Genomic DNA, 14,951 nt, shown 5'->3' on the forward strand with positions numbered 1-14,951 from the left:
TGCGCTTTCGGCGGCTTTATCACCCGAAAGAACCAACGGGTCGATCACGTAACGCAATCAGTCCTCTGCTTGCGATAGTTCGTCGTCGAACCACCGCAAGCAGAGGACTGAATACGCGAAGGGCCCGGTACCGGATACCTACTGTCTGGCCGGTTCCGTGTGATCAGGCGGACGACACACGTGATCAGGCGGACGACACACGTGTCCGGACGGACGACTCGCGGCGGACCTCGGCCGCGAGCGTGTCGTCCGTCCGATCACGCGAGTTCGCCGTCTGATCACGCGAGTCACGCCTTCCGACCCGGCGACCTGACCTGCGCGATGCCCCGGGGATCGTGTCGCGAGCAACTCGGCAACAAGTACGTGAAGGCCCCCTTCACTGCGTCTAGCGCAAGGAAGGGGGCCTTCACGTACTGGAACGAGACCTAGGTTAGCGGACGGTCGGTCGGAGCGATCGGAGCGGGCAGGACGTCCCGTCCGGTGAGGAACGCGTCGACCCCGGCCGCAGCGGAGCGGCCCTCGGCGATCGCCCACACGATGAGCGACTGGCCGCGGCCCATGTCACCGGCCACGAACACGTTGTCCACGCTGGTCTTGAACTCCTTGTCGCGGGCGACGTTGCCGCGCTGGTCGAGCTCGACGTCGAGCGCCTCCAGCAGGCCTTCCCGCTCCGGGCCGACGAAGCCCATCGCGAGCAGCACCAGCTGCGCGGGCAGCTCCTTCTCGGTGCCCTCCACCGGGACGAACTTGCCGCCCTCGTTGCGTACCTCGACCAGCTTCAGCGCCCGCACCCGGCCGTCGGCGTCGGCGGCGAACTCCTGGGTGTTGACCGAGTACAGCCGCTCGCCGCCCTCCTCGTGCGCGGACGAGACGCGGTAGATCATCGGATACGTCGGCCACGGATGCGCGTCCGACCGCGAAAGCGGCGGCTTCGGCATGATCTCCAGCTGCGTCACCGACTTCGCGCCCTGGCGGTGCGAGGTCCCGACGCAGTCCGCGCCGGTGTCGCCGCCGCCGATGACCACGACGTCGAGACCCTCGGCGCTGATCGGCGTGACGTCCAGGTCGCCGGACGCGACGCGGTTGGCGTGCGGCAGGAACTCCATCGCCTGGTGGATGCCGTCGTGCTCCCGGCCGGCGATCGGCAGGTCGCGCCACGCCGTCGCGCCACCGGCGAGGACCACCGCGTCGTAGGACGACTTCAGCTCCTCGACGGTGAGGTCGACGCCGACGTTCACCGAGGTCCGGAACTCCGTGCCCTCGGCCCGCATCTGGTCCAGCCGCCGGTCGAGCCGGTGCTTCTCCATCTTGAACTCGGGAATGCCGTAGCGCAGCAGCCCGCCGATCTTGTCGGCCCGCTCGAAGACCACGACACTGTGGCCCGCGCGCGTGAGCTGCTGCGCCGCGGCGAGTCCCGACGGCCCGGACCCGACCACCGCCACCTTCTTGCCGGTCTTCGCGACCGGCTCCTGCGGCGTGACCCAGCCTTCCTCGAAGGCCCGGTCGATGATCGAGATCTCGACCCGCTTGATGGTGACGGGATCGTCGTTGATCCCGAGCACACACGCCGTCTCGCACGGCGCCGGGCAAAGGGTCCCGGTGAACTCCGGGAAATTGTTGGTCGCGTGCAGCCGCTCGGCCGCGTCACGCCAATCGTCGCGCCAGGTCAGCGTGTTCCACTCGGGGATGAGGTTCCCGAGCGGGCAGCCCTGGTGGCAGAACGGGATGCCGCAGTCCATGCAACGCCCGGCCTGCTTCTGCAGCTTCGACGTCGCGAAGTCCTCGTACACCTCGCGCCAGTCCATCAGGCGCAGGTCGACGGGACGGCTCTTCGGCGTCTCGCGAGTGGTGGTCAGAAAGCCCTTGGGGTCAGCCATGTGCGGCCTCCATGATCGCCTCGTTCACGTCACGCCCGTCGCGCTCGGCTTCCGCCTGAGCCGCGAGCACCCGCTTGTAGTCCTTCGGCATGACCTTGCCGAACCGGTCGACGGCGGCGTCCCAGTCGGCGAGCAGCGTGCGCGCGACCGCGGACTCCGTTTCGTCGTAATGCTTTTCGAGCGCCTCGCGCAGGAAGTCCACATCGGACGAATCCAGCGGGTCGATGTCGACCATCTCCGGGTTCGTCCGGTGCGCGGGCAGGTCCAGCACGTACGCGACGCCACCCGACATCCCGGCCGCGAAGTTGCGGCCGACGCCACCGAGCACGACGACCCGGCCACCGGTCATGTACTCGCACCCGTGGTCGCCGACGCCCTCGACGACGGCCAGCGCGCCCGAGTTGCGCACGCAGAACCGCTCGCCGACCTTGCCGCGGATGAAGATCTCGCCGCTGGTCGCGCCGTAGCCGATCACGTTGCCCGCGATGATGTGCTCTTCGGCGTTGTACCGCGCCACCTCGGGCGGCCGCACGATGAGCCGTCCACCGGACAGGCCCTTGCCGACGTAGTCGTTGCCGTCACCGAAGAGCCGCAGCGTGATGCCCTTGGGCACGAACGCGCCGAACGACTGACCGGCGGTCCCGGTGAAGGTGACGTCGATCGTGTTGTCCGGCAGGCCCTCGCCGCCCCACCGCTTGGTGAGCTCGTGACCGAGCATGGTGCCGACGGTCCGATTCACGTTGCGGACCGGCAGCTCCAGCCGCACCTTGTCGCCGGACGACAGCGCGCCCTCGGCGAGCTGGATCAGCGTGTTGTCGAGCGCCTTCTCCAGCCCGTGGTCCTGCACCGTCTGCTGGTGGCGCAGCCCGGCGGGCGCGGTGTCGGGCACGTGGAAGATCGGCGTCAGGTCGAGACCGGCGGCCTTCCAGTGGTCGATCGCCTTGCGCTTGTCGAGCATCTCCGCGTGGCCGACGGCCTCGGCGATGGACCGGAAACCCAGCTCCGCCAGGTACTCCCGGACCTCCTGCGCGATGAACTCGAAGAAGTTCACCACGTACTCGGCCTTGCCGCTGAACTTCTCGCGCAGCTTGGGGTTCTGCGTCGCGACGCCGACCGGGCAGGTGTCGAGGTGGCACACGCGCATCATGATGCAGCCGGACACCACCAGCGGCGCCGTCGCGAACCCGAACTCCTCGGCGCCGAGGAGCGCGGCGATGACGACGTCACGGCCGGTCTTGAGCTGACCGTCGGTCTGCACGACGATCCGGTCGCGCAGGCGGTTGGCCAGCAGCGTCTGCTGCGTCTCGGCGAGCCCGAGTTCCCACGGGCCGCCCGCGTGCTTGATCGACGACAGCGGGGAAGCGCCCGTGCCGCCGTCGTGCCCGGAGATGAGCACGACGTCCGCGTGCGCCTTGGAAACCCCGGCCGCGACCGTGCCGACGCCGACCTCGGACACGAGCTTCACGTGGATGCGCGCGGCCGGGTTGGCGTTCTTGAGGTCGTGGATCAGCTGCGCCAGATCCTCGATCGAGTAGATGTCGTGGTGCGGCGGCGGGGAGATGAGCCCGACGCCCGGCGTGGAGTGCCGCGTCTTCGCGATCCACGGGTACACCTTCGCGCCGGGCAGCTGGCCGCCCTCGCCGGGCTTCGCGCCCTGCGCCATCTTGATCTGGATGTCGTCCGCGTTGACCAGGTACTCGCTCGTGACGCCGAACCGGCCGCTCGCGACCTGCTTGACCGCGCTGCGGCGTTCGGGGTCGTAGAGCCGGTCCGGGTCTTCGCCGCCCTCACCGGTGTTCGACTTGCCGCCGAGGCGGTTCATCGCGATGGCCAGGGTTTCGTGCATCTCCGACGAGATGGAGCCGTAGGAGATCGCGCCGGTGGCGAACCGCTTGACGATCTCGGAGACCGGTTCGACCTCCTCGATCGGCACGGCGGGCCGCTGGCCGATCTTGAAGTCGAACAGGCCGCGCAGTGTGTACAGCTTCTGCGCCTGGTCGTCGACGGACTTCGTGTACTCCTTGAAGACCTCGTACTTCCCGGCCCGGGTGGAGTGCTGGAGCTTGAACACCGTCTGCGGGTTGAACAGATGCGGTTCGCCCTCGCGGCGCCACTGGTAGTCCGCGCCGGTCTCCAGCTCGCGGTGGTTCGCGCGGAACCCGTCGCGCGGGAACGCCCGGCGGTGCCGCTCGGCGACCTCCAGCGCGAGGGTGTCGAAGCCGACGCCGCCGAGCCGGGAAGTGGTGCCGGTGAAGCAGTCCTGGATGACCTCGTCGCCCAGCCCGACCGCCTCGAAGATCTGCGCGCCGGTGTAGGAGGCCACTGTGGACACTCCCATCTTGGACATCGTCTTACGGACGCCCTTGCCCAGCGCCTTGATCAGGTTCGCGGTCGCCTGCTTGGCGGTGGAACCGGGGATCAGGCCCTGATCGGCCATCTCCTCGACGGTCGCCATCGCCAGGTACGGGTTCACCGCCGCGACGCCGTAGCCGATCAGCAGCGCGATGTGGTGCACCTCGCGCGCGTCGCCCGCCTCGACGATGAGGCCGACCTGCGTGCGGGTCTTCTCCCGGACCAGGTGATGGTGGACCGCGCCGGTGAGCAGCAGCGACGGGATGCCCGCGTGGTCCTCGTCGATCCCGCGGTCGGACAGCACGATCAACCGGGCGCCCTCGGCGATGGCCGCGGACACCTCGGCGCGGATCTCGTCGAGCCGCCGCACGAGCGCCTCGCCGCCACCGTGGACGTCGTAGGTGCCGTTCACGGTGACCGACTGGAACTCGGGCAGGTCGCCGTCGTCGTTGACATGCACCAGCTTCGCGAACTCGTCGTTGTCCAGCACCGGGAACGGCAGCACGATCCGGCGGCACGACTTCGCGCCGGCCTCCAGGAGGTTCGGCTCCGCGCCCAGCTGGGTGCCGAGCGACGTGACCAGTTCCTCGCGGATCGCGTCCAGCGGCGGGTTGGTCACCTGGGCGAAGAGCTGGATGAAGTAGTCGAAGAGCAGCCGCGGACGGCTGGACAGCGACGCGATGGGGGAGTCGTTGCCCATCGAGCCGATCGGCTCCGCGCCGGTGCGGGCCATCGGTTCGAGCAGGACGTCGAGTTCCTCTTCGGTGTAGCCGAAAGCCTGCTGACGGCGCACGAGCGCGCCGTGCGCCGGGACCTCGCGCTCGCGCGCGGGAAGCCCTTCGAGCGGGAGGAGGCCGTCCTCGACCCATTCGTCGTACGGGTGTTCGGTGGCGAGCTCGTTCTTGATCTCCTCGTCCTCGACGATCCGGCCGGCGGCCGTGTCCACGAGGAACATGCGGCCCGGCTCCAACCGTCCTTTCCGGACGATCGCGGACTGCTCCAGCTCCAGCACGCCGACCTCGCTGGCGAGGACGACGAGACCGTCCTCGGTGACCCAGTACCGGGCCGGGCGCAGGCCGTTGCGGTCGAGCACCGCGCCGATCTGGGTGCCGTCGGTGAAGGAGACCAGCGCGGGGCCGTCCCACGGTTCCATCAGCGTCGAGTGGAATTCGTAGAACGCGCGGCGCGCGGGGTCCATTTCCTGATGGTTCTCCCAGGCCTCCGGGATCATCATCAGCACCGCGTGCGGCAGCGACCGGCCGCCGAGGTGGAGCAGTTCGAGCACCTCGTCGAAGGACGCCGAGTCGCTCGCGCCGCGCGTGATGATCGGGTGGATCCGCTTGAGGTCACCCGGGATCAGGTCGGATTCGAGCAGCGCCTCGCGCGCGTCCATCCAGTTCCGGTTGCCGCGCAGGGTGTTGATCTCACCGTTGTGGGCGACGTACCGGTACGGGTGCGCCAGCGGCCACGACGGGAAGGTGTTGGTGGAGAAGCGGGAGTGCACCAGGCCGATGGCGCTGGTGACGCGCTCGTCGGTGAGGTCGGCGAAGAACTTCTCGACCTGCGGCTCGGTGAGCATTCCTTTGTAGACGATCGTCCGCGAGGACAGGCTCGGGAAGTACACGTCGTCCTCGACGAGTTCGTGCTCGGCGCGTTTGCGCACCACGAAGGCGGCGCGTTCCAGCGCAAGGCCCTCCAGCGCGTCCTGTCCGGCCAGGAACAGCTGGCTGAAATGCGGCATGGTCTCGGCCGCGCCGGTCCCGACGTGTTCCGTGTGGACGGGCAGGTCGCGCCAGCCGAGCACGCGCATGCCCTCTTCGGCGGCGACGCGCTCGATGGTCGTCATCGCCCGGTCACGCGGGATTTCCTCCTGCGGAAGGAAAGCCGTGCCGACGGCGTACGCGCCGGGCTCGGGGAGGTCGAAGCCGGCGACCTCGCGATAGAACTCGTCGGGGACCTGGATGAGGATCCCGGCGCCGTCGCCGGTCTCCGGATCCGCGCCGCGGGCTCCGCGATGTTCCAGATTCCGCAGCGCGATCAGCGCTTTGGCGACGATGCCGTGATCGCGTTTTCCGGAGAGATCGGCGACGAACGCGACACCGCAGGCGTCGTGCTCGAACTCCGGGTCATAAAGGCCTTCGGGGGCCTTGCTGCCCTTGTTGCTGGCATGGTGGGTCACGGCTGGCCGCCTCCCAAGGCGTCGGCGCGACCGGTACCACTCCATTCGGGTGGTTCGAAAGTGAACCAGCTAACGAAGTGGTCCGGGACCGCGATGGTCAGTCGAGAGGGAACGATCCCGCCCGCATGGCGGGGGCAGGCCTCGTAGAGCCGCACTGCATTGGGCGGCCGATGCGCTTGTCTGTCTCTTGTGTACTGCCGCGCGCCGGGTGCCGCCAGACCCGTTGTGGTGGATGGCAGGCGGGGCGCACGTGGAACTCCCGGGTTCGCCGGTCTTATGACGATAGTGTGAAATCGCTGTTATCGACATACGTCGCTTGGTCGGGGTGGGAAATGCCACGCGGGCGTTGACTTCAAACATCATCTGCCCACTGGCTGGAATGGCATGTCCACTGAGTGGTGCATCAAGCCGCTGACCTGCGTAAACGATCGCTCACGTCACCCGATGGTGTGACCTGGATCGCGCAGCGGAGTGGGTTTCACCGGTGTCACGGTGACCCGAGGTGACCACCGGATCGCCCGAACGGCAGAGCGGCGTGCCCGGTTTGAGAGGCTGTGCCGATGGCGGATCGTTATCTCACCGTGGCGGGCACGGGTGTCAACGAGATCGAAATACGGCGTTCACGGTTCCTCTGCGCCCTCGCCCCGGTCACCTCGGAAGAGGCCGCCAGGGAGGTGATCGCCGCCCGGAAGAAGGCCGATCCGGCGGCCCGCCACCACTGTCACGCGTTCGTGCTGGGCGCCGACGGGCGGCTCGGCTCGATGGATTCTCGGCGGGAAGGAATGCCTCGAATCGAGCGGTCCAGTGACGACGGCGAGCCCGCGGGCACGGCGGGCACCCCGATGCTCGAAGTGCTCCGCCGTCGCGAGCTGACCAACACCGTCGCGGTGGTGACGCGGTACTTCGGCGGAGTGCTCCTCGGCGCCGGCGGGCTCATCCGCGCGTACGGGCAGGCGGTCTCGGAGGCCGTCGACGTCATCGGGGTGCGGGAGTACCGGCGGCTGCGGCTGGTGGAGGTCGTCGTCGACTACGACCGGGCCGGACGGCTGGAGAACGACATCCGCTCGTCGCCGTACCTGCTGCACGCGACGCGGTTCGAGGACGTCGCGCACTTCGACGTCGGGATCGCGCCGGACGAGGGGGACGCCTTCCACGCCTGGCTGGCGGACCTGACCGGAGGGGAGGCCCTCGCCGAGGAGACCGGCGAAACCTGGCTCCCCACTCCACGCGTTTAGTCCTCTAAACGCGTTACGTGAGGGACTCCAGGTCCGTGAAGGGGTCCTTCACGGACCTGGGCGGGTCTCGCGCTGGTCGCGAAAGCCACTTTCGGGACACCAGACGTCTCGAAAGTGGCTTTCGCGACGTCCGGCGTCGGGGCCTCCCGGTCGGTGCCCTCACTTCCCGCGTTCAGTCCTCTAAATGCGTCGGGCGCGCCACTCCTCCAGGGTGATGGCGTACTCGACCTCGCCCTCCTCCGTTCCGGGGATCGGGTCGTCGAAGTGCTCGTGGAAGGTCCGGACGTGCCGCATCCCGATCTTCTCCATCACCCGCCGCGAGCCCAGGTTCACCGCCATGGTCGCCGCCCAGATCCGCGTCGCCCCGAATTCGGTGAACCCTTTCTCCAGGAGTGCGAGCGATCCCTCGGTCGCGTACCCCTTGCCCCACGAAGAGCGGTTCAGCCGGTAGCCCAGTTCGGGATCGTCCGTGTGATGACCGCGCAGCGGACGGAAATGGAACCACCCCAGGAAAGCCCCGCCGGTTTTCTCGATCGCCGCCCAGAACCCGTAACCGGGGAAACGCTCGTAGTAAGCGAGGAAGGCGGGAAGATCGCGCTTTTCGATCTCCGCCCGATCGGCGGGTTCGCCCCCGTTGAGATACCGCATGACTTCGGGGTCGTCGTAGAGTGCGAACAGGTCGTCGACGTCGCCGCCGGTGAACTGCCGCAGCAGGAGACGCTCGGTCTCCAGAAAGACATGCATCCGCGAAGCGTGGCGCCGCGAGGGCGCGCGGGCAACCGGTTTAAGCGGCCACTCCGGGGCTGGCGAGGCCGCCCAGCGCCACCAGCCCGGCCTCGGTGAGCAGGGCGGGCACGCGCTCGCCCCACCGGCCGCCCCTGGCGGGCGCCACCAGGCCGAGGTGGGCGAGGCGGTGCGCGGTGTGCTGGTCGCAGCAGGCGAGACCGTCGACGAACAGGTCCGGCTCGCAACTGCAGCTGATCTCGGCGTGACCCTCGGACACGGCTCTCAGGGTGGCCCGCTCACGATGGTTCAGCTCTGTCCGAACGTCCATGGCGCGCCTCCTTTCTGTTCCTCTGGTGAACAGTCAAACCCACACCCCCGACAGTTTCCGTCTTCTCCGGTGCGAAGTCGTGGATTTCGGGCGGACTTCGGGGTGGCGAGTCGGGTATTCCCGGGTGCCCAGCTAAGGGCTGTCCCCCGGTATTCGACGCGGAAGCGGTTCCAGCTGGGTCTTGCGCAGATGCCGGAAAATGATCGAGCTCCGGAAACCGACGATCTCTTTCCGCTTCGACAAACGATCCACCAGGAATGAGTGGAGCTGTTCGACGTCCTGCGCGGCGACGTGGATCAGGAAATCGTCGCTACCGGCGGTGACGAAGACCGAAAGGACCTCCGGCAATTCCGCGACCGAACGCTGGAAGGAGTCGATCACCTCCCGGCTCAGCGGCCGCACCTGCGCCGAGACCATCGCCTGCACGCCGCGGTTGAGGCTCCGCAGGTCGATGTCCGCGTGGTACCCGCGGATGACGCCGCGAAGCCGGGAATCTCACCCACGAACAGGCGCTCGAACGCGTCGAGGCTCTCGAAGCGACGACACAGCAGCTGCTCGACGCCGCCGCGGCCAACGGCACCACACCACTGGCCGAAGCGGACGCCCTCGCCGAAGCGCGGTAGTTCGACACCGACTTCCCGCATTCAGAGGACGAAATGCGGGAAGTCGGTCAGAGGAGGCCGGCTTCGGAGGCCTTGCCGATGGCTTCGACCCGGTTCCGCGCGCCGAGTTTGTGCAAGGCGGACTGGAGGTAGGTCTTCACGGTGTTCCGCGCCAGCCCGGTCGACTCCGCGATCTCCGGATTCGTCTGTCCTTGCGCGGCCAGCCGCAGGACCTCGTATTCGCGCCGCGTCAGGCCGCTGCGGGCCAGCGCGCCGGATCGGTGTCCCTCGTCGGGGAAGATGCGCGGATCGACGACACGGTCACCCTTGAGCACCTGCCGCAGCGCCGCCACCAGATCCGTCCCGGCGACGTCCTTGAGCAGGCAGCCGTGCGCCCCGGAGTCCAGCGCGGCCCGCACCCCCTGATGGTCGCCGTGGGCGGTGAACACCACGATCCGCCCGGCCGGGTGAACCCGGCGGAGTCCGGTGACGACCTCGGGCGCGAGCATGTCCGGCAGCCGCAGGTCCAGCAGGATCAGCGCCGGTTCCAGCTCGCCCGCGCGCCGGATCGCGGACCGGCCGGTCTCGGCCGAGCCGACCACGGTCATCGCCGGGTCGTGACGCAGCAGCAGGCTCACCCCGTCGCGGACCACCGGATGGTCGTCCACGACGAGCACCGTCACCGGGGACGGCACGGTTCCGGCACCCAGGCGCGCAATGTGCAGCCGTCGTCCTCGTCGCGGACCAGGCTGACCCGGCCGCCGAGCCGGGCGGCGCGTTCGGCCAGCGCGCGCAGCCCCATCCCGGTGCCGGGTTCCCCGGTGTCTTCGGCGCGCTGCCCGGTCCCGTCGTCGGCGACGACCACCTGCACGCCGTCGTCGCTGGGCAGCAGGCTGACCACGACGGACAGCGCGCCGGCGTGTTTCTCGACGTTGAGCAGGCCTTCCCGGACGGCCGCGACCAGCAGGCCGGTGCGTTCGGCGTCCAGTCGCGGCAGCTGCGCGAGCTGGACGAACCGCGCCGGGACACCGCAGCGGGCCTGGAACGAGCGGCAGTGCTCGGCCAGTTCCACCGGCAGCGCGCGTTCCGGGCTCGACTCCGACAGCGCCAGCAACGACTCCCGGAGCGCCCGCGACGCGGCCGAGACGTCGCCCTCCAGCCGCCGCAGCCGCGATTCGAGCGCCGGGTTGTCGCTGCTGTCCTCGTGCAGGTCCCGGACCTGGACGCCGATGGAGAACAGCAGCGCGCCGACCGAATCGTGCAGCGCGCTCTGCATCCGGAGCCGTTCGGCGGACAGGGCCGTCTCACGGTCGGACTCGGCGACCGACGCCAGTTTCAGCGCCCGGCCGGCTTCACCGGCGATGTCCTCGAGGGACCGGACCGCGTCGTCGCCGAAGTCGCGGGGCTCGCGCATCGCGGCGTACGCGACGGCGACGGTCTCTGTCCCGCTGACGATCGGGACGGCGATCATCGCGGCGAGCCCTTCGCCGCGGACCTGCGCGTCGAACTGGTGGGTGATGCTCGGCGAGCTGACGTAGTCGTTGACCCGGACCGGCCTGCCCAGCGCGAGCACACGGCCGCCGATGCCCTGGCCGACCGGCACGGCGAGGTCGTGGAGCGCGTCCGTGCGGGTGCCCGACATCCAGCGGATCACCGCCTGCTCGGGCCCGGTCAGCTCGGCGACGAAACCGGAATGCGTGCCGACCGACTCGCGGATCAGCCGCGCGGTGCCGTTGAGCGCCGCGACCCGGTCGAGCGTCGCGAGCAGCTCTTCGCGCTCACGAAGAAGCCCGCCGAGCAGCGCGTCGTGCTCGGCGGCGAGGTCTTCGGCGACGTGCCGTCCCGGCGTCACGCGCCCACGATCGCACACCGGGGCGGCTTCGGACATACCCGGCCGGAGAGGGTGCGGGTGTGCGTTCCGGCCCGCGGTTGTCTTGAATGGACTCCGTGGAGATCCTGGCCGACGCCGCGACACTGGCGCTGTACACGACCGACGCCTCCAACTACCGGCACGTGCCCGAGGGCGTGGTGCTGCCCCGGAGCGTCGACGAGGTGATCGCGGCCGTCGCCGCCTGCCGCGAGGCCGGGCTGCCGGTGATCGCCCGCGGCGGCGGCACCAGCGTCGCAGGCAACTCGTGCGGGCCCGGCGTCGTGATCGACACGTCGCGTCACCTCGGCGGCGTCCTCGACCTCGATCCCGGGGCGCGGACGGCCAAGGTCGAGCCCGGAACCGTCCTCGACCACCTCCAGGCGCTCGCCGCGCCGCACGGGCTCCGGTTCGGCCCCGATCCGTCGACGCATTCGCGCTGCACGATCGGCGGGATGATCGGCAACAACGCCTGCGGATCGCATTCGGTCGCCTACGGCCGCACGGTCGACGTCGTCCGTGAGCTGGACGTGCTGCTCTACGACGGCACCCGGCTGACCGTCGGGCCCACCTCACCGTCCGAAGTGGACGAACGGGCGGCCAGGCCCGGCACCGAGGGACGCGTCTACTCCGAGCTCCGCGCGCTCGTGCGCGACAACCTGGCGTCGCTGCGCACCGAACTGTCCTCCTTCGGCAGGCGCGTGTCCGGGTACGGGCTGGAACACCTGTTGCCGGAGAACGGTTTCGACGTCGCCAAGGCGCTGGTCGGCAGCGAGGGCACCTGCGTCACCGTGCTGGGGGCGACGGTCTCCCTCGCCGAGGTGCCGCGACGCAAGGTGCTCGCGGTGCTCGGCTTCGACTCCGACATCGCCGCGGCCGACGCCGTCCCGGCGATCCTGCCGTGGTCGCCGCTGACCGTGGAGGGGGTCGACGCGGACCTCGTCGCACTGCTGGAACCGGGCCGGGCCGACGGGCTTCCGCCGGGCGGGGCCTGGCTGTTCGTCGAGATGGACGATCCGGACCGGGCGCGCGGGCTGATCGACGGACTGCGCGGCGCGGTGACCGGATCCGCGCTGCTCGACGACACCGCCGCGCAGAAGCGGCTGTGGCGGATCCGGGAGGAAGGCGCCGGCCTCGCGACCCGGCTGGCCGGGGGCGAGGAGGCCTGGCCCGGCTGGGAGGATGCGGCCGTCCCGCCCGAGCGCTTGGGCGCCTACTTGCGGGAATTCAAGCAGCTCATGCGCGAGCACGGCCGCAAAAGCGTGGTCTACGGCCACTACGGCGAAGGCTGCCTGCACCTGCGACTGGACTTCGATCTGCTTTCCCCGCAAGGGATCGCCGGGTTCCGGTCGTTCCTGGAAGAGGCGGCCGACCTCGTCGCCGCGCACGGCGGTTCGCTGTCCGGCGAACACGGCGACGGTCAGGCCCGCTCGGAACTGCTGTCCCGGATGTACAGCCCCGAGATGCTCGCGCTTTTCGCGCGGTTCAAAGGGATCTTCGACCCGGCGGGCATGATGAACCCCGGCATCCTGGTGAACCCGCGGCCGGTCGACGCCGATCTCCGGGTGCGGCGCGCGCCGCTGGAACTCGAAGACGTCACCGCGCTCGCGTATCCCGAGGATCAGGGGAGCTTCGGGCAGGCGATGCGGCGCTGCGTCGGGGTCGGGAAATGCCGCGACACCACCGGTGCGGGCGTGATGTGCCCGAGTTACCGCGCCACGCGCGAAGAGAAGCATTCGACGCGGGGCCGCGCGCATCTGCTCGCCGAGATGGTGAACGGCGAGCTGATCACCGACGGCTGGCGCTCGGAAGAGGTCGCCGAGGCGCTGGATCTCTGCCTGTCCTGCAAGGGCTGCCTGTCCGACTGTCCTGTCGACGTCGACATGGCGACCTACAAGGCGGAATTCCTGCACCAGCACCACAAGGGGCGGCTGCGTCCGGCGTCGCATTACTCGATGGGCTGGCTCCCGGTGTGGCTGCGCGCGGCCTCGCTGGCGCCGCGCCTGGCGAACACGATGTCGCGCCGGTTCTCCGGGCTGCTGAAGAAGGTCGGCGGGATCGCGCCGGAGCGGGATCTGCCGACGTTCGCCCCGGCGCCGTTCACACGGCGGCGCACCGACCTCAAGCGCTGGGCGACCGGTTCCCGGCGGGTGGTGCTGTGGCCGGACTCCTTCAACAACTACCTCACCCCGGACGTCCTCGACGCCGCGGCCGAGGTGCTCACCGCGGCGGGCTACGACGTCGTCCTGCCCGATCGCGGCGTCTGCTGCGGCCTCACCTGGGTGTCCACCGGACAGCTGGATGTGGCGAAGAACGTGTTGCGCCGTACGCTTTCCGTGCTCGAACCCTATCTGCGGGCGGGATATCGGGTGGCCGGGCTGGAGCCGAGTTGCACGGCGCTCTTCCGCGGCGATCTGGCGGCCCTCCTGCCCGGTGACCCGGTGGCGGAACTGCTCGCCGAGCGCACCCGCACGTTCGCCGAACTCGTCGAGGACTCGCCGCTGGAATTCCGGTCACTGGACGTCGAAGCGCTCAGCCAGGTGCACTGCCATCAGCACGCCGTGCTCGGCTTCGGCGCCGACGAGGCGGCGATGCGCGCCGCGGGTGTCCGCAATTCCACCATGGACTCCGGCTGCTGTGGATTGGCGGGAAACTTCGGCTTCGAACGCGGCCACTACGACGTCTCCGTCGCCTGCGCCGAAGACCGCATGCTGCCCGCGATCCGCGCCGCGGCCGAGGGGGCCGAGGTGGTCGCGGACGGCTTCAGTTGCCGGACGCAGATCGAGCAGCTCGACGGGCGGCGGGCGCTGCACCTGGCGGAGTTGCTGAGGCGCGCGCTGCCCTAGACGCTCACCACCAAGCGCGGGCGAGGGCTTCCGGTGTCGGCTCGTCCGGAGCCGGAAGAACCTTGAGGTACCAAGTGAAATTGCTGTAGACGTGCAAGAACGCGTACGCCAGACAGCGGCGGGAGAACTCGTCGTCCGGGTCGGTGCCGTACCCGGCGAGCAGCCGCCGCAGGAAGTCCTTGTCCCCGCCGGAAACGAACAGGCCGACGGCGACGAAGTCGTACTCGGCCGCGCCTCGCATCGCGGGTTCGAAGTCGAAGAGCCCGGTCAGCCGCGGACGTTCGCCGTCGTGGGTGACCATGACGTGGTCGCGCATGAACTCGGTGTGCAGCGGGACGATCGGCGGACTGCCCAGGTCGACCGAATCGAGGAACGCCGGGATCCGGCCGAGCCAGCTTTCGTCGAGCCCGGTGCGCCGGTGATGCTCGACGACGTTCGCGCGCTGCTCGGCGACGAACGTGGCCCAGTCCGGCGGATCGAGGACGTCGAGCCGTGGGTCCCGCAGGGAATGCAGGGCGGCCAGTGCCTCGCCGAGTTCGGGAGCGAGCCGGTTCCGGTCCTCTGTGGACAGTTTCGGCCAGGCGTCCTTCAGTGTTTCGCCGCGCAGGCGCTCCATGAGCACGTAACCCCAGCCGTCCCGCTCGCCGACGTCGCGCACGGCGGGCGTCGGGATCGGCAGCTTCCCGTGCAGCACCTCGAGCATCGTCCGCTCGGTGGGTAGTTCGTCGAGGTGCACCGGCGGGAACAGCTTGAGCACCAGATCGTCGCCGACGGCGTACACCGGCAGCGAGCCCTCGGTGAACGGGACGACTTCGCCGAGGCCGTGCGAATCGGTCAGGGACGTCACCGCCGGGAGCAGGTCTTGCCTGGTCAGCGCGTCGAACTCGGCTTCGGTGCCGGCGGGCGGGAACGAGATCACGCACCGACCGTAGAACAGCG

The 14,951-nt window shown here is 69.6% G+C and carries 10 protein-coding genes; 2 read left to right on the plus strand and 8 right to left on the minus strand.

Annotation, left to right across the window (positions count from 1 at the left end; all coding sequences use genetic code 11):
- Positions 1–425: 425 nt before the first annotated feature.
- Positions 426–1,877: a glutamate synthase subunit beta gene (locus AB0N89_RS15170; protein ID WP_364204691.1), complete on the minus strand. Its 1,452-nt coding sequence runs from the start codon at positions 1,875–1,877 to the stop codon at positions 426–428.
- Positions 1,870–6,408: a glutamate synthase large subunit gene (gltB, locus tag AB0N89_RS15175; RefSeq protein ID WP_364204693.1), complete on the minus strand. Its 4,539-nt coding sequence runs from the start codon at positions 6,406–6,408 to the stop codon at positions 1,870–1,872. Before gltB ends, AB0N89_RS15170 begins: the two co-directional genes overlap by 8 nt.
- A 560-nt stretch (positions 6,409–6,968) precedes the next feature.
- On the opposite strand from gltB, the gene AB0N89_RS15180 reads away from it, so the two are divergent.
- Positions 6,969–7,643 (plus strand): YigZ family protein, encoded by a 675-nt coding sequence (locus AB0N89_RS15180; RefSeq protein WP_364204695.1) that lies wholly within the window; start codon positions 6,969–6,971, stop codon positions 7,641–7,643.
- A gap of 180 nt (positions 7,644–7,823) precedes the next feature.
- Here AB0N89_RS15180 and AB0N89_RS15185 read toward each other — a convergent pair whose 3' ends face one another.
- The 5 genes from AB0N89_RS15185 to AB0N89_RS15205 all read right to left on the minus strand — a co-directional run bounded on the left by AB0N89_RS15185 (position 7,824) and on the right by AB0N89_RS15205 (position 11,151).
- Positions 7,824–8,387 (minus strand): GNAT family N-acetyltransferase, encoded by a 564-nt coding sequence (locus AB0N89_RS15185; RefSeq protein WP_364204696.1) that lies wholly within the window; start codon positions 8,385–8,387, stop codon positions 7,824–7,826.
- A gap of 40 nt (positions 8,388–8,427) precedes the next feature.
- Positions 8,428–8,697, minus strand: a complete 270-nt coding sequence (locus tag AB0N89_RS15190) for a hypothetical protein (RefSeq protein WP_364204698.1) — start codon at positions 8,695–8,697, stop codon at positions 8,428–8,430.
- Positions 8,698–8,829: 132 nt separating this feature from the next.
- Positions 8,830–9,114, minus strand: a complete 285-nt coding sequence (locus AB0N89_RS15195) for an Lrp/AsnC ligand binding domain-containing protein (RefSeq protein ID WP_364204798.1) — start codon at positions 9,112–9,114, stop codon at positions 8,830–8,832.
- A gap of 253 nt (positions 9,115–9,367) precedes the next feature.
- Entirely contained in the window at positions 9,368–9,994 is a 627-nt protein-coding gene (locus AB0N89_RS15200) for a response regulator transcription factor (protein WP_364204700.1), read from the minus strand.
- A complete protein-coding gene (locus AB0N89_RS15205) occupies positions 9,979–11,151 on the minus strand; it encodes a GAF domain-containing protein (protein ID WP_364204702.1) in 1,173 nt (390 codons plus the stop codon). The genes AB0N89_RS15200 and AB0N89_RS15205 overlap by 16 nt, the downstream gene beginning before the upstream one ends.
- Positions 11,152–11,237: 86 nt before the next feature.
- Here AB0N89_RS15205 and AB0N89_RS15210 point away from each other — a divergent pair, with 86 nt between their 5' ends.
- Positions 11,238–14,012 (plus strand): FAD-binding and (Fe-S)-binding domain-containing protein, encoded by a 2,775-nt coding sequence (locus tag AB0N89_RS15210; protein WP_364204704.1) that lies wholly within the window; start codon positions 11,238–11,240, stop codon positions 14,010–14,012.
- Between the two features lie 4 nt (positions 14,013–14,016).
- Here AB0N89_RS15210 and AB0N89_RS15215 read toward each other — a convergent pair whose 3' ends face one another.
- Positions 14,017–14,931 (minus strand): aminoglycoside 3'-phosphotransferase/choline kinase family protein, encoded by a 915-nt coding sequence (locus AB0N89_RS15215; RefSeq protein WP_364204706.1) that lies wholly within the window; start codon positions 14,929–14,931, stop codon positions 14,017–14,019.
- Positions 14,932–14,951: the final 20 nt, after the last annotated feature.

The organism is Amycolatopsis sp. NPDC089917, assembly GCF_040684635.1.
Taxonomy (GTDB): domain Bacteria; phylum Actinomycetota; class Actinomycetes; order Mycobacteriales; family Pseudonocardiaceae; genus Amycolatopsis.